Source organism: Caulobacter sp. Root655, assembly GCF_001427665.1.
Taxonomy (GTDB): domain Bacteria; phylum Pseudomonadota; class Alphaproteobacteria; order Caulobacterales; family Caulobacteraceae; genus Caulobacter.
The window spans coordinates 1-19493 of sequence record NZ_LMHC01000004.1; the positions used below are offsets into that span (position 1 = coordinate 1).

The 19493-nt window shown below is 67.9% G+C and carries 20 protein-coding genes and 1 pseudogene; 4 read left to right on the top strand and 17 right to left on the bottom strand.

The genetic code is table 11. The features are described from left to right. Nucleotides 1-139, top strand: a 139-nt coding sequence (locus ASD79_RS23770; RefSeq protein WP_255356966.1) for a flagellin, incomplete at its 5' end; no start/stop codon positions are given. A 77-nt stretch (nucleotides 140-216) separates the two neighbouring features. Here ASD79_RS23770 and ASD79_RS06435 read toward each other — a convergent pair. Both ASD79_RS06435 and ASD79_RS06440 read right to left on the bottom strand, forming a co-directional pair. Beyond that, nucleotides 217-708, bottom strand: a complete 492-nt coding sequence (locus tag ASD79_RS06435; RefSeq protein WP_235524349.1) for a GNAT family N-acetyltransferase — start codon at nucleotides 706-708, stop codon at nucleotides 217-219. 350 nt (nucleotides 709-1058) lie between these two features. Beyond that, nucleotides 1059-1259 carry a hypothetical protein gene (locus ASD79_RS06440; protein ID WP_056720223.1) on the bottom strand — a complete coding sequence of 67 codons (201 nt, stop codon included), beginning with the start codon at nucleotides 1257-1259 and terminating at the stop codon, nucleotides 1059-1061. 210 nt (nucleotides 1260-1469) lie between these two features. Between ASD79_RS06440 and ASD79_RS06445 the strand changes: the two genes are divergently transcribed. Continuing rightward, entirely contained in the window at nucleotides 1470-1826 is a 357-nt protein-coding gene (locus tag ASD79_RS06445; protein WP_056720224.1) for a hypothetical protein, read from the top strand. A 9-nt stretch (nucleotides 1827-1835) separates the two neighbouring features. Here ASD79_RS06445 and ASD79_RS06450 read toward each other — a convergent pair whose 3' ends face one another. The 9 genes and pseudogenes from ASD79_RS06450 to ASD79_RS06485 all read right to left on the bottom strand — a co-directional run bounded on the left by ASD79_RS06450 (nucleotide 1836) and on the right by ASD79_RS06485 (nucleotide 10199). Beyond that, on the bottom strand, nucleotides 1836-2216 hold the full coding sequence (locus ASD79_RS06450; protein WP_056720225.1) for a Rieske (2Fe-2S) protein: 381 nt from the start codon (nucleotides 2214-2216) through the stop codon (nucleotides 1836-1838). Beyond that, nucleotides 2216-3223: a fumarylacetoacetate hydrolase family protein gene (locus ASD79_RS06455; protein ID WP_056720226.1), complete on the bottom strand. Its 1008-nt coding sequence runs from the start codon at nucleotides 3221-3223 to the stop codon at nucleotides 2216-2218. The genes ASD79_RS06450 and ASD79_RS06455 overlap by 1 nt, the downstream gene beginning before the upstream one ends. A 45-nt stretch (nucleotides 3224-3268) precedes the next feature. Then, a complete protein-coding gene (gene hmgA, locus ASD79_RS06460; RefSeq protein WP_056720227.1) occupies nucleotides 3269-4552 on the bottom strand; it encodes a homogentisate 1,2-dioxygenase in 1284 nt (427 codons plus the stop codon). Nucleotides 4553-4588: 36 nt separating this feature from the next. Further along, a pseudogene (locus ASD79_RS24935) lies at nucleotides 4589-4702 on the bottom strand (hypothetical protein); the annotation flags it as partial. A gap of 11 nt (nucleotides 4703-4713) precedes the next feature. After that, complete coding sequence (hppD, locus tag ASD79_RS06465) at nucleotides 4714-5775, bottom strand: 4-hydroxyphenylpyruvate dioxygenase (protein WP_056720228.1); 1062 nt, start codon at nucleotides 5773-5775, stop codon at nucleotides 4714-4716. A 14-nt stretch (nucleotides 5776-5789) separates the two neighbouring features. Continuing rightward, nucleotides 5790-6911, bottom strand: coding sequence for a histidinol-phosphate transaminase (locus ASD79_RS06470; RefSeq protein ID WP_056720229.1), 1122 nt, complete (start codon nucleotides 6909-6911; stop codon nucleotides 5790-5792). A gap of 292 nt (nucleotides 6912-7203) precedes the next feature. Continuing rightward, entirely contained in the window at nucleotides 7204-8376 is a 1173-nt protein-coding gene (locus tag ASD79_RS06475) for a carboxynorspermidine decarboxylase (protein ID WP_056720230.1), read from the bottom strand. Between the two features lie 12 nt (nucleotides 8377-8388). Then, nucleotides 8389-9594, bottom strand: coding sequence for a saccharopine dehydrogenase family protein (locus ASD79_RS06480; protein ID WP_056720231.1), 1206 nt, complete (start codon nucleotides 9592-9594; stop codon nucleotides 8389-8391). 134 nt (nucleotides 9595-9728) lie between these two features. Next, entirely contained in the window at nucleotides 9729-10199 is a 471-nt protein-coding gene (locus ASD79_RS06485) for an Lrp/AsnC family transcriptional regulator (RefSeq protein ID WP_056720232.1), read from the bottom strand. Between the two features lie 231 nt (nucleotides 10200-10430). On the opposite strand from ASD79_RS06485, the gene ASD79_RS06490 reads away from it, so the two are divergent. Then, nucleotides 10431-10766, top strand: coding sequence for a hypothetical protein (locus ASD79_RS06490; protein ID WP_156400398.1), 336 nt, complete (start codon nucleotides 10431-10433; stop codon nucleotides 10764-10766). A 161-nt stretch (nucleotides 10767-10927) separates the two neighbouring features. Further along, nucleotides 10928-11266: a hypothetical protein gene (locus ASD79_RS06495; protein WP_056720234.1), complete on the top strand. Its 339-nt coding sequence runs from the start codon at nucleotides 10928-10930 to the stop codon at nucleotides 11264-11266. Nucleotides 11267-11366: 100 nt separating this feature from the next. Here the strand turns inward: ASD79_RS06495 and ftsZ are convergent, their stop codons facing one another. The 6 genes from ftsZ to murB all read right to left on the bottom strand — a co-directional run bounded on the left by ftsZ (nucleotide 11367) and on the right by murB (nucleotide 19480). After that, a complete protein-coding gene (gene ftsZ / locus ASD79_RS06500) occupies nucleotides 11367-12899 on the bottom strand; it encodes a cell division protein FtsZ (protein WP_056720235.1) in 1533 nt (510 codons plus the stop codon). Between the two features lie 604 nt (nucleotides 12900-13503). Then, the gene (gene ftsA, locus ASD79_RS06505; protein ID WP_056720236.1) at nucleotides 13504-14829 is read right to left on the bottom strand and encodes a cell division protein FtsA; all 1326 of its coding nucleotides are present in this window, start codon (nucleotides 14827-14829) and stop codon (nucleotides 13504-13506) included. A 32-nt stretch (nucleotides 14830-14861) separates the two neighbouring features. Continuing rightward, on the bottom strand, nucleotides 14862-15776 hold the full coding sequence (locus ASD79_RS06510) for a cell division protein FtsQ/DivIB (RefSeq protein ID WP_056720237.1): 915 nt from the start codon (nucleotides 15774-15776) through the stop codon (nucleotides 14862-14864). Continuing rightward, a complete protein-coding gene (locus ASD79_RS06515; protein ID WP_056720238.1) occupies nucleotides 15745-16713 on the bottom strand; it encodes a D-alanine--D-alanine ligase in 969 nt (322 codons plus the stop codon). Before ASD79_RS06515 ends, ASD79_RS06510 begins: the two co-directional genes overlap by 32 nt. 236 nt (nucleotides 16714-16949) lie before the next feature. Beyond that, nucleotides 16950-18353 carry a M20/M25/M40 family metallo-hydrolase gene (locus ASD79_RS06520; RefSeq protein WP_056720239.1) on the bottom strand — a complete coding sequence of 468 codons (1404 nt, stop codon included), beginning with the start codon at nucleotides 18351-18353 and terminating at the stop codon, nucleotides 16950-16952. A 227-nt stretch (nucleotides 18354-18580) separates the two neighbouring features. After that, nucleotides 18581-19480: a UDP-N-acetylmuramate dehydrogenase gene (gene murB, locus ASD79_RS06525; RefSeq protein WP_056720240.1), complete on the bottom strand. Its 900-nt coding sequence runs from the start codon at nucleotides 19478-19480 to the stop codon at nucleotides 18581-18583. Nucleotides 19481-19493 lie beyond the last annotated feature (13 nt).

Here is a 19493-nt window from a genome sequence, read left to right on the forward strand (position 1 = left end):
CAAGGAAAGCGCCAAGCTGCAGTCGCTGCACAAGGAAAGCGCCAAGCTGCAGTCGCTGCAAACCAAGCAGCAGCTGGGCATCCAGGCGCTCTCCATCGCCAACCAGTCGTCTTCGTCGATCCTCAGCCTGTTCCGTTAAGCCTGAGCGTACCGAGTAAGCGTCAGAGGGGCGGGTCTTCGGACCTGCCCCTTTTCTATTGGGGCCCGCTCTTTTTTCTATTGAGGATTGGTCCCCGGCAGCGCCTTGCCCATTCGCACCAGCGGCACCTCGACCCCGCGCGAGGTCGAGGCCGAGAACCGCTCGATCTGCTGGTAGCCGCAAGCCCGGTAGAGCGGCTCGCCGGCCAGGGTCGCGGCCATCTCGCAACGCGTGAAGCCCTCCCCCGCCGCCGCCGCCTCGCAGGCGTCGAGGATCAACCGCCCAACGCCCTTCCGGACATGGTCGGGGTGAGTGTACATCGCCCGCACCCTGGCCGCGTCGCGGGCCGGGTCCAGCAGGGCCGCGTCGCGACCCGCCGAGTGGTCGCCGCCGAACAGCGTCGCCCGCCGGCTCCAGCCGCCGCAGCCGGCCAGAGTCCCGTCATGCTCGACCACGAAATAGGTGCCGTCGGCGACAAGCTGGCTGTCCAGTCCCATGATCTCGAACGAGGCGGCCACCTCGTCCGGCGGCAGGAACGGTGTCAGGAGTTCGCCGATCGCGGCGTTCATCAGCTCACGCAGGGCGGGCAGGTCCTCGGGCGAGGCGAGACGCAGATTCAGACTCAAGGTGACGGCTCCTCTGACGGTTCCGCGAACTTGGCGACCCGGCCCGGCCGCGCCAACCCGTCGCGACCGGTCGAAACGACGCTTTTCCGCGCCGCACGAAATAAATCACATGACAACGTTGTCACGTTTGCTAGGTTCGGCTATAGAGGTCTCAGCCCTTCTGGGCGTTTCCTCCTATGCGACTTTGGCCGTCTTCTGCTCTCCTGCGAAGGCGGCCTTTCTTTTGGGCGTTGGACTTTTTGTTTTGCGCATTTTCTTCACGCGAACCGGTATCCACTTCGCTCGAAAATGCTCTAGCCGCGCCGGCCGATCCTCGCCAGGGCCCCGACCGCGCCCGCCGCGAACAGGCCGCTGCGCCAGGCGCTCTCGCGGTCCGGCGCCAGACCGCTGGCGGCGATCCGGGCGTCGAAATCCATCACCTGCCAGGTCCATTCGTCGTTGCCGGCGAGGATGACCACGGCGTAGTCGCGCACCTGGATCTGGTCGTAAGGCATGGGTCGGGCTCCTGTTCTGTCGAGACAGAGTAGGCGCGCCGCTTCACGCGTTCGTGGCCCGGGTTTCCACGCACGGCCGAAGCGGCGTGGAGTTTTCGTGCAGGCCAGCGCCTGCTTCCAATCAGGGCGAAACGTCATCCAGGCCGTGTACAACCTTGACGATGGCCGCGGCCATACTCAAGCTTTGCCCACCTAGACGGGGGAGTGCGGATGACGAAGATTCTGAGCGGGCTGGCGATCGCGATCCTGATGATGTCGACGGCCGGCGTCGCGCGCGCCTCCACCACGGACTGGGGCTATATCAGCTACGTGGCCCCGGTCCACGGCGGGTATGTCTATTTCCAGGTCACGGGCGGCAACGGCCGAACCGCGCTGCCGAGTTGCGCCGCCGCCAATCAGCCGAACCGATGGGTCCTGGACCTCACCAACCCGCTGGACCAGGGCATGCTGGCGGTGCTGCTTTCGGCCTACGCCATGCGCAAGCCGATCATCGTCTACGGCACGGGGACCTGCAACAGCTGGGACCCCACCGAGTTGGTCAACTACTTCCACACCGGGAGCGAGTGACGGAGGCGGTCAGGTCGTGACGATCCGCCCGTCCTCGACCGTCACCGGCCACGGCGACAGCCGCGCCCCGACGCAGGGTCCGCCGACGCAGACGCCGGTCTCCGGCTCGAACAGCGCCCCGTGCCAGGAGCAGGCGATCAGCCCGCCGTCCTCGGTCAGGTAGCGGTCCAGCACCTGGGCCAGCGGCAGGCCGGCGTGCGGGCAGCGGTCGACATAGCCGAACGCCGCGCCGCCGCGCCGCACGACAAAGCCGTGGAAACGCTTGTCGCCGATCTGCAGGACATAGTTTCGGGCGCCGGGGTCGGCGATCTGGTCGAGCGGGCCCAGCTTGACGCCGGCGGGCGTCGTCCAGACACGGCCCAGAGCGACCTCCCCCGGCGCGTCGCTCATCAGGAGGCGGCCACCGTCTGTTCGATGGCGCCGAAGATCGTGTGACTCCTGGCGTCGCGCATCTCGATGCGGACGGTGTCGCCGGCCTTCAGGAACGGGGTCTTGGGGTGGCCGGTCTGCAGGGTCTCGACGGTGCGGACCTCGGCCAGGCACGAATAGCCCAGGCCGCCCTCGGCCACCGGCTTGCCCGGGCCGCCGTCGGCGCCGCGGTTGCTCACCGTGCCCGAGCCGACGATCGTGCCGGCCGCCAGGGCGCGGGTCTTGGCGGCGTGAGCCACCAGGGTCCCGAAATCGAAGGTCATGTCGGCGCCGGCGTCGGCCCGGCCGAACGCCTTGCCGTTCAGCTCGACCAGCAGCGCGCCCGACAGCTTGCCGCCCTTCCAGGCGTCGCCCAGGGCGTCCACCGAGACGGCGACCGGCGAGAAGGCGCTGGCCGGCTTGGACTGCACGAAGCCGAAGCCCTTGGCCAGCTCGGCCGGGATCAGGGCGCGCAGGGAAACGTCGTTGACCAGCATCACCAGGCGGATCGCCGCCAGGGCCTCGTCGCGGGTCGCGCCCAGCGGCACGTCGCCGGTGACCACCGCCACCTCGCCTTCCAGGTCGCCGCCCCAGGCGGCGTCGGCCAGCGGGATGGCGTCGCGCGGCCCCAGGAACCCGTCGGAGGCGCCCTGGTACATCAGCGGGTCGGTCCAGAAGCTCTCGGGCATCTCGGCCCCACGGGCCTGCCGCACCAGCTGCACATGGTTCACATAGGCCGAGCCGTCGACCCACTGGTAGGCGCGCGGCAGCGGACTGGCGGCCTCGTGCTCGTGGAACCGTTCGCGCGGCACGCCGGCGTGTTCGAGGCTTTCGGCGAGGGCCCGCAGCATCGGCTCGCAGCGCTCCCAATCGTCGAGAGCGGCTTGCAGGGTGGGGGCGATCGTTCCGGCATCGGTGAACCAGGCCAGGTCGTTGGAGACCACCACCAGCCGGCCGTCGCGGCCGCCCTTCAGAGACGCGAGCTTCATGGGCGCTTCCTCTTTGTTGTCGTTGACCTAAGGCAGACTGGTTTCCTAAGGCAGCTTGGCCTTGGGAAAGCCCGTCCAGCACGCGTCATAGTCGGCCTGAAGTTCAGAAGTCTCCAGCGCGAACTTCGTCGGGCGGATCACCCAGCGGCTCTCGAACATGAAGGCCAGCGTATTGTCGATCTTGTGCGGCTTCAGTTGCGCCTCCGTCGCGCCCTTGTGGCTGGCGACGTCGGGGCCGTGATCGCTCATGGCGTTGTGCAGGCTGGCTCCTCCGGGCGAGAAGCCGCCGGCCTTGGCGTCATAGGCGCCGGTGACCAGCCCCATGAACTCGCTCATCACATTGCGATGGAACCACGGCGGCCGGAAGGTGTGCTCGGCCACCATCCAGCGCGGCGGGAAGATCACGAAGTCGACATTCGCCGTGCCGGGGATCTCGCTGGGCGCGGTCAGGACGGTGAAGATCGACGGGTCGGGGTGGTCGAAGCTGACCGTGTTGATGGTGTTGAACCGGGCCAGGTCGTACTTGTAGGGCGCGAGGTTGCCGTGCCAGGCGACGACGTCCAGCGGGCTGTGGTCCCAGGTCCCGGCCCACAGCCCGCCCTGGAACTTCTGGATCACCTGCGTCGGGGCGTCGACGTCCTCGAAGGCGGCGACGGGGGTCAGGAAATCGCGGCTGTTGGCCAGGCCGTTCGAGCCGATCGGCCCCAGTTCCGGCAGGCGGAAGGCCTGGCCGTAGTTTTCGCAGACATAGCCGCGCACCGGGCCGGAAACCTCGACCCGGAACCGCACGCCGCGCGGGATCACCGCGACCTCGCCGGGAGCCACGTCGATCAGGCCCAGCTCGGTGACCAGACGCAAGCTCCCCTGCTGCGGCACGATAAGCAGCTCGCCGTCGGCGTTCTGGAACACCCGGCCGGTCATCGAGCGGTTGGCCAGGTACAGGTGCGTGGCCATGCCCTGCTGGGTCGCGACGTCGCCGTTGCCGGCCAGGGTCACCAGGCCGTCGACGAAGTCGGTGGGTTCGGCGGGAAGCCCCAGTGGGTCCCAGCGCAGTCGGTTGGGGGTCGGGGCGGCGGCGTCGAACGGGCCGCTCTTCAGGCGCTCCTGGGCATAGGGCGCATAGGGGCCGTGGCCGGCGCTGGGCCGCAGGCGGTAGAGCCAGGACCGGCGGTTCTCGTGGCGCGGCGCGGTGAAGGCCGTGCCCGACAGCTGCTCGGCATAGAGCCCGAACGGCGGCGTCTGCGGCGAGTTCTGGCCGACCGGCAGGGCGCCGGGCACGGCCTCGGTGGCGAGGTGGTTGCCGAAGCCGGATTGGTAGTGGAGGTCCATCAGCGTTTCCGTGACCCTCTGGCCATCATTGTCGTTGTCATCCCGGAAGCCTCGCAGAGGCTGTCCGGGACCCAGGGGCCGGCGCAATGCGGTGGCCCCTGGGTCCCGGCTCTACGCTACGCTTCGGCCGGGATGACAAGGAAGGGGAATTCAGAAGAAGCCTATGCCTCGACCGTGATCACGCCGCGGCGGATCTGGTCCAGCTCGATGCTCTCGAACAGGGCCTGGAAGTTGCCGTTGCCGAAGCCTTCATTGCCCTTGCGCTGGATGACCTCGAAGAAGATCGGCCCGAACAGGTTCTCGGTGAAGATCTGCAGCAGCAGGCCTTCCTCGCCGACATTGCCGTCCAGCAGGATGCGGTTCTTGCGCAGCCGCTCGACGTCCTCGCCGTGGCCCGGCACGCGCTTGTCGATCAGCTCGTAATAGGTCTCGATGGTGTCCTGCAGCTTGACGCCGCGAGCTCGCAGCCGCTCGACCGTGTCGTAGATGTCGGGCGTGGTCAGGGCCAGGTGCTGGATGCCCTCGCCGTTGTACTGGCGGATGAACTCCTCGATCTGGCTCTGGTCGTCCTGGCTCTCGTTGAGCGGGATGCGGATGGCCTTGTCGGGGGCGATCATCGCCTGGCTGAACAGGCCGGTGGCCTGGCCCTTGATGTCGAAATACTTCTGCTCCTCGAAGCCGAAGACGTCGCGGTAGAAGGTCGACCATGTGCGCATCTGGCCGCGCTTGACGTTGTGGGTCAGGTGGTCGAGCAGGTCGAGGCCGACATTGTTGGCCGCTTCGGCTTCCGCCGCGCCGGGCACGGGCGTCCAGCTGTCGTAGATCGAGCCTTCGCCGGCCACGAGGTACAGCATCGAGCCGCCGATGCCTTCCAGCACCTTGGCGCCCTCGCCCAGCACGGTCTTGGAGGCGTCGGCCGCCACCGCCCCGCGCTTCAGGGCTTCGGCGAGCGCCTGGTCGACGTCCTCGACCCGGAAGGCCATGCCGTTGGCCGACGGGCCGTGGGCGGCGCGGAACTCGGCGACCTGGCCGGTCTGTTCCTCGTTGACCAACAGGTTGATGCGGCCCTGCTTGTAGCGAGTCACGGCCTTGGTCGGGTGGGTGCTGGCGGCCACGAAGCCCAGTTGCTCGAACAGGGCCTTCATGGCGGCCGGATCGGGGCTGGTGAACTCGACGAACTCGAAGCCGTGGAGGCCGAGGGGGTTTTGCGCGTTGATGGTCATGGCGGGCTCCGAAGTCAGAGAGCGAGAGCGGCGGGCAAGGCGGCGATCAGGCGGTCGTTGTCGGCGGGGCGGCCGATGGTGATCCGCACCCAGCCGCCGGGCACCGGCGTGGGGCGCACGATAAGCCCTTCCGACAACAAACGCGTGGCCGTGGCTTCGGCGCCGGCCGGGCTGCGCAGGAAGACGAAATTGGCGGCGCTGTTGGTGCGCGGGGCGCCCATGGCGTCCAGCACCGCCTCGACCCGGCCGCGTTCGGCGATGGTCAGCGCGACAGTGCGCTCCAGATGCTCCTGGTCGTCCCAGGCGGCCAGGGCAGCGGCCTGGCTGATGGCGGTGACGTTGAACGGCGGGCGGATGCGGTCCAGGTAGCCGACCATCGCGACCGACGAGCAGATGCCGTAGCCCACCCGCATGCCGGCCAGGCCATAGGCCTTGGAGAAGGTGCGGCCCGACACCCAGGTCCCGCCCCAGGCCTTCAGCAGGGCCAGGGTGTCGAAGGCCTGGTGATATTCGCGGTAAGCCTCGTCGACGAACACCACGGTCGAGCGCGGGGTGACGGCCAGGATCTCGCCGATGTCGACGCCGGACAGGGCGTTGCCGGTCGGGTTGTTGGGCGTGCACAGCACCAGCAGCTTGGGGCCCTTGGCCGCCTCGACCTTGAAGGCCTCGACGTCGAGGTCGAAATTGGCCAGTCGCGGCACGTCGATGAACACGGCCTCGGCGCAGCGGCCGAAGATTTCGTAGGCCGGGAAGGTCGGCGAGCTCAGCAGGATGCTGTCGCCCGGATGCAGCACGGCGCGGAACAGGTAGTCGATCAGGGCTTCCGAACCCGGGGTCATGACAATGCGGCCCGCATCGATCTTCAGCCGCGCGCCGATCGCGGCGCGCAGGGTCTCGCAATAGGGGTCGGGATAGATTTCCGGGCTGGCCAGGGCGGCCTGGACGGCGTCGGCGACCCTGGGGCTGCAGCCCAGCAGATTCTCGTTGCTGGCCAGCTTGGACAGGTCGGTGCGCCCCGCCAGGCGACCGGCCTCGGCCAGGGTCATGCCGGCCTTGTAGGCGCTGACGCCTTCCAGGGCCGGACGCACGGGCGAAACGACGGCCGGCGACAGGGACTTTTGATCGACAACAAGCATGCGCCAACGCTCCGCGAACCAGGGACGCGGCAGGATAGGACGTTCGTGGCGACGGTGTGTGGCGATGATGACCGTTGTCGACCCACAAACGGTCATATTATGCTAAAACGTGCCGCAAGTTCGGGCTTTGATGTCGACAAATCAAGTTGTCATCCCGGAAGCCTCGCAGAGGCTGTCCGGGACCCAGGGGCGGTGCGCACGGCCCCTGGGTCCCGGGTCTTCGCTTCGCTACGCCCGGGATGACAACGAAGGGGATTCGCGCCCGGTTACAGTTGGGGACATGCGGAACCGCTCAGGAAAGACGGTCGCGAAAGTCCGTGTAGTCGAACTGTCGGACCAGCCTCAGGGCGTCGGTCTGGCTGTTCCATAGCGCGATGGCCGGCAGCGGCACGCCGTTGAAGGTGTTGGTCTTGACCATCGAATAGTGGGCCTGATCCAGGAAGGCGATGCGCTGGCCCGGGACCGGCCGGGCCTGGAAGATGTAGTCGCCGATGATGTCTCCTGCCAGGCAGGAGGGGCCGCCGATCCTGACCACGACGCCCGCTTCGCCCTCGTCCAGCATCGCCGGCCGGTAGGGCGCCTCGATGACGTCGGGCATGTGGCATGTCGCCGAGATGTCGGTGATCGCGACGGCCACCGAATTGTCGAAGGTGTCGAGGATCTCGCCGACCAGGATGCCCGCGTCCAGGGCGATCGCCTCGCCGGGTTCGAGATAGACCTCAAGGCCGTGGCGCTTGGAAACCTGGGCCAGGAAGGCGATCAGGTCCTCGCGTTGATAGTCGGCCCGGGTGATGTGATGGCCGCCGCCGAGATTGAGCCATTTCACCTGGGCCAGCATCCCCTCGAGCTTCGGTTCGAGCGATGCCCAGATCCGCTGAAGCGGCTCGAAACCCTGCTCGCACAGGGCGTGGATGTGCAAACCGTCGACCCCATCCAGATGCTCCGGACGCAGTTGGGACACCGGATAGCCCAGCCGCGAACCCATCTGGCACGGGTCGTACTTGGCCACCTCGGCCTCGCTGTGCTCGGGATTCAGGCGCAGCCCGATCTCGAACGTTTCGCCCTGGTCGCGCGCCGCCGCGATCACCTCGGCGAACCGGGCGATCTGGTCGGGTGAATTGAAGATCACCGTGTCGGACAGCCGCAGAATCTCGGGCAGGTCTTCGCGCCGGTAGGCGGGCGAATAGGTCGTCAGCTCGCCGCGATAGTGCTCGCGCGCCAGCCGCGCCTCCCACAGTCCGGACGCGCAGACGCCGTCGAGATACTCGCCGACCAGGTCGGCCAGCGACCACATCGAGAAGGCCTTGAGCGCCAGCAGGACCTTGGCGCCCGCCCGGTCGCCCACGTCCTTGAGGATGGCCAGATTGCGCCGCACCGCGGCCTCATCGACCACGAAACAGGGCGAGGGCACGCGGTTCAGGTCAAATCGTGCGAATGCGCCGGGGCCGGCCGCCTTGGTTTCCATGTCCTGAGCCGATCAGAAGGCGAGCGGGGCCGCCAGGTCGCGGACCTGCCAGGGCAGCCCGTGCCGGTTCAGCATGTCCATGAACGGATCGGGATTCAGCTGCTCCATGTTGAAGACGCCCGCGCCCTTCCATTGGCCGGTCAGCATCAGGGCCGCGCCGATCATCGCCGGGACGCCCGTCGTGTAGCTGACAGCCTGGTTGCCGGTCTCGGCGTAGGCTTCCTCGTGATCGCAGACGTTGTTGACGTAGACCGTCTTGGCCTGACCGTCCTTCTCGCCGGTGGCGATGGTGCCGATATTGGTCTTGCCCTTGGTGATGGGGCCCAGCGAGGACGGCTCGGGCAGCAGGGCCTTGAGGAACTGGATCGGGATGATCTCCTGGCCCTGGAACATCACCGGGTCGATCCGCGTCAGGCCGACGTTCTGCAGCACGTCCAGGTGCTTGAGGTAGGAGTCGCCGAACGTCATCCAGAAGCGGATGCGCTTGATCTCCGGATAGAACTTGGCCAGGGACTCAAGTTCCTCGTGGTACATCAGGTACATGTTCTTCGGGCCGACCTGGTCGAAGTCGAAGACCTGCTTGTGCGACAGCGCCGGCCCCTCGATCCATTGACCGTTTTCCCAGTGCCGCGAGGGCGCGGTCACTTCGCGGATGTTGATTTCCGGATTGAAGTTGGTGGCGAACGGCAGGCCGGTGTCGCCGCCGTTGCAGTCCAGGATGTCGAGCGTGTCGATCCGGTCCAGCAGGTGCTTCTTGGTATAGGTGGCGAACACCGAGGTCACGCCCGGGTCGAAGCCGCTGCCCAGCAGGGCCATCAGCCCGGCGGCCTTGAAGCGGTCCTGATAGGCCCACTGCCAGCTGTATTCGAACTTGGCCTCCTCGCGCGTCTCGTAGTTGGCGGTGTCGAGATAGTTCACGCCGGCCGCCAGGCAGGCGTCCATGATGGCCAGGTCCTGGTAGGGCAACGCCAGATTGACCACGACCCCGGGCTTCACGGCCCGGATCAGCGCCGTGGTCGCGCCCACATCGTCGGCGTCCAGCTGCGCCGTATCAATGGTCGCGCCGGTGCGCTGTTTCACGGACTCCGCGATGGCGTCGCACTTGGACTTGCGGCGACTCGCCAGCGTGATGTGCGAGAAAACGTCGCTGTTCATCGCCATCTTGTGGACCGCGACCGAACCGACGCCGCCCGCGCCGATAACCAGAACCCTGCTCATTTGGGCTTCTCCTAACGCCTGACAGCCTCGTGCAGCATAGCCGCCTTCACGAGGGGCGGGGGTCTTATCACGAGGACCACAGGTTCGCTAACCGCCCTTGATGAACGTTCCAATCGTCTGGCCCGCTCCGCCCCCTATTCCAGGTAATCCAGCGGCAGGGCCGTGGCGTCCTTGATGGTCTCCAGCACGAAGCTGGACCGGATGTCCTTGACCGCCGGCATCTTCAGCAGCCGCTTCATGGTGAATTCGGCATAGGCGTCGAGATTGGGGGCCACCACCCGCAGCAGGTAGTCGTAGCCGCCGGTCATGGCGTGACAGCCGACCACCAGGGGCTCGCGCAGCACCGCCTCCTTGAAGCCCTCGGCGGCGGTCTCGCTGTGGCGGTCGACCTGCACCTCGACATAGGCAAGCAGGTCCAGCCTGGCCTTGCGGCGGTCCAGCAGCGCCACATAGCCGCTGATCAACCCCGAGGCCTCCAGCTGCTTGACCCGCCGCAGGCACGGGCTGGGCGACAGCCCCACCCGTTCGGCCAGTTCGACATTGGTGACCCCGCTGTCCTGTTGCAGAATCTCGAGGATCTTTCGATCGGCGCGAGTGAGCTTCATAATGACCGTTTTTCCGGATCGCCTGGCAGGATGTGACGAGACTAGCGAGATTGCGCGACCGGGGACACAGGCTTGAGGCCCCCCATCCGTCGCCCGCCTCAAGCTGGAGCCATAGTCCGTTCCTGGGCGTTGAGACCGAGAGGCCCGATCGCCTCGACGACACCAAGCGCCAAACCGAGCCTTGGACACCGCCGGGCCGACCAACGTCCCGCCACCCACGGAGAAAACCCCATGCGCCTTGCTCTGATGATCACCGCTTCGCTTGCCGGCCTGTCGCTGATGGCCTGCTCGCCGAAGACCGAGGAACACGCCAAGACCGCCGCCGACCAGGCCGCCACCGCGACCGCCTCGGCCGCCCAGGACACCGCCGCCAACGTCAACGCGGCCGCCGACAAGACCGCCGAGGCGACGGACAAGGCGATGGACAAGACAGGCGCCGCCGCCGACCAGGCCGCCGAAAAGACGACCGCGGCCGCTGACAAGGCCGTCGACAGCGCCACCGACGCCGCGGGCGTCGCCAAGCGAAAGGCCGACGCCGCCGCCGACGCGGCCGCCAAGGCCCACTAGCGGCTGGGGACAGGCGCATGCGCCTGTCCCCGAAGCACGAATTGCCGCGCCACAATCCAGAGACGAAATGGGTTCTGAGAATCGATCGCCTACACAGCTAAGCTTCAGATCGACGATCGACCGGCAAACTCGAAGCTCGACGTCGAGATCTGGAGAACACGATGAAACGCATATCGACCTTCGCGGCGGTCCTGGCCTTCACCCTGGGCTTCGCCGCGACGGCCAACGCCACCGGTACAGTCGGCTGGGCGAAAATCACCGAGATCAGCGGCGGCTGGACCGTTCCCATGTTCTCCGTGCAGGTTTCCGCTCCGATGGAAAATCCCGATGGGTGCCCGTCGGCGGGAATCTATATCGTCACACCCGATGCGCAGTCGCACGACATGTTCACGTCGATGCTGCTGACCGCCTACGCCCGCGGCGATCAGGTGATGCTCACGTTGAGCGGTTGCTCCACTTGGCCTGTCATCATCGGCATCCGGGTCCGGCCGGCCTCCTGAGCGGACGGAGCGTGACCAGGATCAAAGCAAAACGCCCGGGGCTCTCACCCCGGGCGTCTCGTTTACGCTTACTGGTACGCCACTAAACTTATCGGAACTTTCAGTTGGCCAGCCGGCGCAGGAAGGACGGGATCTCCAGATCCTCGCCCTCGTCGGCCTGCGGCTGGTCCAGCGGTTGCAGGGCCGGACGGGCCGAGCCCGTCGCCGGACGCTGCTGCTGGGCGGCCGGTTGCTCGTAGCGCTGCTGACGGCCACCGCCGAACAGGCTCATCCAGCCGCCCGACTTCTGGGCGCGGCGGTCTTCGTAGGTTTCGCTGTACAGCGGCTCGTCCTCGGCTTCGGCGACCATCGGGTCGACGATGCGGGTGACGCGCGGGGCCGGCGCGACATAGGGCTCGGGCGCGGCTTCCATCACCGGCTCTTCGAAGCGAAGGTCTTCCTGCGCGGCGGCGGTCGGGGCGGGCTCTTCATAGGCCGGTTCCGGCGCGTAGGACGCGGTCTGGACGGGACGCTCAATCGGGCGCGGCTCGTAGCGCATGCCCGGACGGCCGGCTTCGGCGGTGATCGGGGCCGGCTGGGCCTGCGGGGCCGGGCGGGCGGTCTCGACCACCAGCGGCTGGGCCGTGGTGTTGCGCGACACCGACTTGGGCTCGATCTGGGCGATGGAGGCGCCGTCCATGCCGGTGGCGACCACCGACACGCGGATCACGCCGTCCAGCGACGGATCGAAGGCGGCGCCGAAGATGATGTTGGCTTCCGGGTCGACCTGATCCGAGATCGCGTTAGCCGCTTCATCGACTTCAAGAAGCGTCATGTCCATGCCGCCGGTCACGTTGACCAGCACGGCCTTGGCGCCCTTCAGCGAGACTTCGTCCAGCAGCGGGTTGGCGATGGCGTTCTGGGCGGCCATCAGGGCGCGGTCTTCGCCGGTGCCCTCGCCGGTGCCCATCATCGCCTTGCCCATTTCGGTCATGACCGTGCGGACGTCGGCGAAGTCGAGATTGATCAGGCCCGGCAGGACCATCAGGTCGGTGATCGAGCGGACGCCCGAGTGCAGCACCTGGTCGGCCATGCCGAAGGCTTCGGCGAAGGTCGTGCGCTCGTTGGCGACGCGGAACAGGTTCTGGTTGGGGATGACGATCAGGGTGTCGACATAGCGCTGCAGTTCACCGATGCCGGCGTCGGCCAGACGCATGCGGTGACGGCCTTCGAAGTGGAAGGGCTTGGTGACCACGCCGACGGTCAGGATGCCGCGTTCGCGAGCGCACTTGGCGATGATCGGGGCCGCGCCGGTGCCGGTGCCGCCGCCCATGCCGGCGGTGATGAACACCATGTGCGCGCCGTCGAGGTGCTCGCCGATTTCCGGGAAGCTCTCCTCGGCGGCGCTCATGCCGACTTCGGGGTGAGCGCCGGCGCCCAGACCCTGGGTCACTTGCACGCCGAGCTGGATGCGACGGTCGGTCTTGGCGAACTGGAGTTGCTGCGCGTCGGTGTTGGCCACCACGAACTCAACACCCTCGAGGCCAGCCTCGATCATGTTGTTGACAGCATTGCCGCCTGCGCCACCGACGCCGAACACCACGATACGTGGCTTCAGTTCAGTGGTACGCGGCGCGGAAAGAGAAATAGCCATGGGACCCTCGCGTCCTAAACGCCGAATTCGTCAACTACCGAGCAGACACCGCCGGGAGTCATCTCGACGATCGGGTTAACAGAACAACCACCAACCTTAATCGGTGGTTAACTGCATAAGCTGAGTCGGCCCTCGGTCGACCCCCGCAGAGGGGAAAAAATCCAGTTATCCCAAGGAATCGCAGGGTTTCCTCGACTTCCCGAACCTAGCCGAAGAGGCTGTGCGACGGAACGCCGCTGACCGAAAAAGCCGTCCGAAACCCTGTTTTCGCAGGGCCCGAAACTACACTGTTAGGTGTTTCCGACACTTAGATCCTTAAGGCTTATGCTTAAATTCTGTTAACACTTGACCGCAATTCTTGCCCTTTGCCGGCAAGACGAGAAAATTCGCGCGGTCACAGAAATTTACAGTCGGGTCCAGATCGGCGCGACTCAGCCGAGCTTGATGGAGGGTGCGGGTCATCAAAATCGTTGTCATCTCGGACAAGCGCGGAGCGCGCAGATCCGGGACCGACGCCTGAGCTCAGCGCTTCCGGCGGTCCCGGATCTGCGCCCGGCTGTCGCCAGGCTCGTCCGGGATGACAACCGTCTTTGAATCCAAAAACCTACAGATTGTCGCGCAGCCAGGCGGCGGCCTTGGCGACCGGGCTGGCGTTGGGGTCCATCGGACGCTTGCGGATCGCGGCGCCGGCCAGGGCCTTGGGCGAGACCACCTCGCGCGGACCGAAGGCCGAGCGGTGCAGCACGCCGGCGGCGGCGCAGAACGCCGGACCCGACGCGGCGTCGGCCAGGTGCGGCACCCGGCGCGGACGGCCCAGGCGGACGGGACGGTCGAACACCCGCACCGCGACTTCGCGCACCCCGGCCAGCTGGCTGGCGCCGCCGGTCAGGACGATGCCGGCGCCCGGCTCGACCGGCGCGCCCGAGGCCTTGAGGCGCTCGCGCAGCAGTTCCAGCGTCTCCTCGACGCGCGGCTGGATGATGCCCTTGAGCAGGCTGCGGGGTGCGATGACCGGACCGGCGCCCGGATCGTCGCCGCGCGGCGGGGCCTCGATCATCTCGCGGTCCTCGTTGGCCGAGGCGATGGCGCTGCCGTGCAGGGTCTTGATGCGTTCGGCGCCGGCGACCGAGGTCTGCAAGCCGCGGGCGATGTCCTGCGTCACGTGCCCGCCGCCGACGGCCAGGCTGTCGACGTGGCACAGGGCGCCCTGGTTGAACACCGCCACCGAGGTCGAGCCGCCGCCCATGTCGATGCAGACGGCGCCCAGGTCCATCTCGTCCTCTTCCAGGGCCGCCAGGGCCGAGGCGAAGGGCGCGGCGACCACGCCCTCGAACGACAGGTGGGCCCGCTCGACGCAGTGGGCCAGGGTGTGGAAGACGTTCTCGTTGATCGAGACGACCAGCAGCTCCAGACCCAGGGCGCGGCCGAACATGGCGCGCGGATCGCGCACGCCCTTCTGGCCGTCCACCGACCAGGCGATCGGCAGCAGGTGGATCGGCTTGCGGCCGGGAATGCGGACCTGGGCCAGCGCCGAAGCGATGGCGCGCGACAGGTCGCCGTCGGCGATCGGCCGGGCGCCCAGCGACACCTGGGTGGTGACGCGATGGCTGGCCAGCTGGCCGCCGGCCGTGCAGATCGAAACGCCCTGGACGTTGACGCCGGCCACGGTCTCGGCCCGCTCGACGGCCTGGGCGATGGCCTGGGCGGCCTCGTCCAGATTGACGATCGCCCCGCCGCGCACGCCGCGCGACTGCACATAGCCGACGCCGGAGGTGGTCAGGGTGCGGTTGTCGCGGTGGATGCCGTCCGGCTTCATGATGAAGCAGGTCACCTTGGACGCGCCGAGGTCGACGGCCGCGACCGCCGGCTGACGCACCAGCGTCGCCTTCAGGCCTTCGCGGGCCTGTTTCCGGTCATCCAGTCGCGACATCGTTAGAGACACCTCACGCCCATGGTTCATCTTCAGGCCCCGCCGGCCACGGGCTGCCCGGGCAGCACCGTGTCACGAGGCCTCACGGCCACCATCTCGGGATCGCGCAGGTCGATACGCGCGAAGCCGAGATCGAGGATTCGTTGTCGTTGATCGAGTTGATCCAATTGAATCAGCGCGGACTCTTCGTCAATGGCCGGCAGCTGGATCAGCGAACCATCTTTCAAACGCAGGTCCCAGCGGCGGTCGTCGACGCGCACCAGGGCCTCCAGACGGTCCCGCAGCCGGGGCCGCGCATTGACGGCCGGCAGGATGGCGCCGGCGGCCTGGTCGGCCCCCTGCCCCACCACCAGCGGCAGTTGCGGGAAGCGGGCGGCGTCGGCCTCGCGGATGATGCGCCCCTCGCCGTCGATTACCCGCATCGCGCCGGAATGCTGCCAGACGGCCAGGGCCGGGCGCTCCTCGATGGTGATCGAGACGGTGTCGGGCAGCAGGCGCACGACCTTGGCGGTCTTGACCCAGCCCACGCTCTCGACGCGGGCCCGCAGGTCCTCGAGGTCCATGCCCAGGGTGGGCTGGTCCTGGTAGAGCGCCGTGGCGTTCATGATGTCGGCCTTGGCCATCGGCGAAGCGCCTTCGATGTGCACGGCCTTGAGCTTGAAGCCCAGGTCGGCGAACTGGCCGTCGACGCCGCGCCCGAAGGCCGCGCCCAGCCGTTCCATCCGATGGCCGGTGGCCAGGGTGGCGACCAGGGCGATCAGCAGGGCCGCGCCGGCCACGCCGAGGGCCAACCGCGGCGACACGCCCACACCGCCACGCGCGGCGTGCAGCTTCCCCGTCGGCGGCGCGGAGTTGCGCGCGGCCGACCGGCCCTTGTTCGGACTTGCGGGCGCTTCGGCCCGGGGGCGCGTAGGCTTACGCGATCCCCCCCGCATCACCGCGGGCATAAGCGTCCTCCACGATCCAAAACACTAAACGATCAAACGAGACCCCGACGTGGTCCGCCTGCTCGGGAACGAGCGAAGTGGGTGTCATGCCAGGCTGCGTATTGACCTCTAGAAGGACCAGAAGGTCGTTAATTCCGTCATAACGGAAGTCACATCGGGTCACACCTTGGCAACCAAGAGCTGCATGGCCAAGCTCCGCCATATGCATCGCCCGGTCCCTTACTGCGTTCGGGATTGGCGCTGGAATAACGTGGGTCGATCCACCTTGCGAATACTTGGCGGCGTAGTCGTAGAAACCTGTGGACGGACGGATTTCAGTGACCGCCAGGGCCCTCGGACCCGTTGCCTGGCCTAGGACAGCGACCGCCAGCTCCAACCCGGGGATGTAGGGCTCGACCATCACCCTTTCCCCGAAAGTCCAGTCCGGCGCGGCCAGTTCGCGCGGCGGCGCGTTGGCGCCTTCGCGCACGACGAACACCCCGACCGACGATCCCTCGGCGTTGGGTTTCACCACATAGGGCGGCTGCATCACATGGTCGCGGGCGACCTCGTGGCGGTCGAACAGGCCGCCGCCGGGCACGGTGACGCCGGCGGCCGCCAGCACGGCCTTGGCCCGGGCCTTGTCCATCGCCAGGGCCGAGGCCAGGACGCCCGAATGGGTGTAGCGCAGGCCCAGGACTTCCAGCACCCCCTGCACCCGGCCGTCCTCGCCCCAGCGCCCGTGCAGGGCGTTGAAGACGAGGTCAGGGGCCAGGGTGGTGAGAGCCTGGGCGAGGTCGCGGCCGGGGTCGACGGGGGTCACCCGGGCGCCGAGGCGCTGGAGGGCGGCAATATAGGCCGCGCCCGTGGCCAGGCTGACCTCGCGCTCGGCGGAGGGGCCGCCCAGCAGGACGGCGATGTGATGGTTGGCGAGGGGGCGAGGATCGGCTGGGGTCATGGACCGCAGCGATATCGGTGCGACGTGGAGGCGTGAGGGAGAAGGGGTCGGCTTTTCGTGAACCCTCTCCCGGAGGGGAGAGGGAGGGGCCCGCCGCGCAGCGGTGGGAGGGTGAGGGGTCACGCCCTCACCCTGTTTTCTCACGAACGCCCTGCCGGCACGCCGTCGGACGTCCAAACCCCTCACCCTCCCAAGCTTCGCTTGGCCCCCCCCCCTCTCCCTCCGGGAGAGGGTCTTTAGTGGGCCGCCTTCGGCGCCCCCGCCGACAACACCCGGAAGTCGATGTCGCTGTCGGCCACCAGGTAGAGGAAGCTGGCCCAGGCCGCGACGTTCTGGGCCAGTTCGTCCGGACGCACCTTGTTGAGGGTGTCGTCCATGGTGTGGTGGTAGTCGAAGTAGCGGCTGGCGTCCTGGTTCAGGGCGACCACCGGCACGCCCGCCCCCTCCAGGCCCTCGATGTCGGAGCCGGCATGGGCGGGCGGGGCCTTGTCGAGATAGATCTTCAGCGGGGCCAGCACCCGCACGGCGGTCTTCATCGCCGGGTGGTCGGCCGCGCCGGCCGGGATCTGCAGGCTGTAGACGCGGTCGGCGCCGGTGTCGCTCTCGCCGGCCAGGACGATCTTCGGCAGTTCGTCCTGGTGGGCGGCCAGATAGGCCTCCGACGAGCCGCCGCTTTCCTCCGAGCCCCACATCACCACGCGGATGGTGCGCTTGGGATGCTTGGGCAGGTCGCCGATCAGCTTGGCCGCGGCCGTGGTGATGGCCACGCCCGTGGCGTCGTCCAGGGCCCCAGTGCCGACGTCCCAGCTGTCCAGGTGGCCGCCGATGACGATCACCTCGTCGGGCTTTTCGGAGCCCTTGATCTCGCCCGAGATGTTCCAGGCCACGGCCTTGGGATCGCTGGTCGAGGCCAGCTTCAGCTTGATGCGCAGCGGGCCCTTGGCGGCCAGGCGTTCCAGCTGCTCGGCCTCGGGCACGCCCAGGGCGGCCGAGGGGATGCTGACGACGCCGTCGCCGAAGGCGGTGACGCCGGTGTGGGGCACGGTCGAGTCCGAGGTCGAGACCGAACGGATCAACAGGCCGACCGCGCCGCGCTTGGCGGCCTCGACCGGACCGGCGCGGCGCGAAATGCCGGCGACGCCATAGCCGGCGCCGTCCTGGGCGCGGACCATCGGCTGGGTGATGACGACGATCTTGCCCTTCACGGCGCTTTCCGGCGCGGCAATCAGCTCATTGTAGGTGCGAAACAGCGCCACCTCGGCCTCGATCCCCTCGGGCGGGGTCGGGACGGTGCGGCCCAGGCCGACGATGTCCAGCTTCAGCGGATAGGGGGCGGTCAGCTGCGCCGACTCCGCGCCGCGCGTCCAGGACGGCTTGGCGAATTCCTCGACCTTGACGTTGGTGAAGCCCAGCGCCTTGAACTTGGCGACGCTCCAGTCCTTGGCGCGGGCCATGGCCGGCGAGCCGACGATGCGCGGGCCGATGGTGGTGGTCAGGTCCTCGGTCACGTCCCAGGCGGTGCGGTCCAGTAGGGCCTTGTCGCGCAACGCCTCGGCGGTGCGGGCGTCCTGGGCGTGGGCGGCGCTGGTCAGAAGGGCGGAAACGGCGGCGGCGGTGAGCAGGCTGCGGAACAGGCGCATGAAATCTCCCTCGTTTGAGGGTTTCATAGCACCGCTCCGCGCCCGGAATAGGCAACAACCGGATGAACTATCCGTAACCTTTGCTCCTCCCCCTGTGGGGGAGGTGTCGGCGCAGCCGACGGAGGGGGGAGTGGTCGGAAAGCAGGCAAGACCCGGATCGACCGTCGAAACACTCCCCCCGCCGATCGCTTCGCGATCGCCTCCCCCACAGGGGGAGGGCTTGAAAGCTAGGCCCGCCCGATCCGCTTGATCTCCCAGTCCAGCCGCACGCCGGTCTTGGCCAGCACGTCGGCGCGGACGGTGTCGCCCAGCCCCTCCAGGTCGGCGGCCGTGGCCTCGCCGGTGTTGATCAGGAAGTTGCTGTGCAGGGGCGAGAACATCGCTCCGCCAAACGGCTTGCCGCGCCAGCCGGCTTCATCGACCAGCTTCCAGGACGAATGGCCGGGCGGGTTCTTGAAGGTCGAGCCGCCGGTCTTCTCGCGGATCGGCTGGGTGGTCTCGCGGCGCGCGGTGATCTCGGACATCCGGGCCTTGATGGTGGCCGGGTCGTCGGGCAGGCCTTCGAAGGTCGCGTCGAGCACAATCAGGCCGGCGTCCTGCAGGGCGCTGTGGCGATAGGTGAAATGAAGGTCGTCGGTGGCCAGTTCGCGGACCTCGCCCCGGCGGTCCATGACCCGCGCCGAGACCAGCACATTGGCCGTCTCCGAGCCGTAGCATCCCGCGTTCATGATCGTCGCGCCGCCGATGGTGCCGGGGATGCCGGCATAGAACTCCAGCCCGGCGATCCCGGCCTCGGCCGCCTTGCGGGCCAGGAAAGCGTCGGGCACGGCGCTGCCGGCCTTTATGCGGCTGTCGCCCAGGGGCTCGACGGCGTTGAAGCCCTTGCCCAGCCGGATCACCACGCCGTCGACGCCGCCGTCACGGACCAGGAGGTTGGAGCCGACGCCGATGGCCAGCACGGGCGCGGCCGGGTCCAGGGCCTTGAGGAAATCGGCCAGGTCCTGCTCGTCGGCCGGCAGGAACACCACGTCGGCCGGCCCGCCGACCCGGAACCAGGTGAACGGCGCCAGGGCCTCGTCGGCGAGCAGCTTGCCGCGGACGGCGGGGAGGTTTTGCTTCCAGCTCATTGCGCGCCAGCCC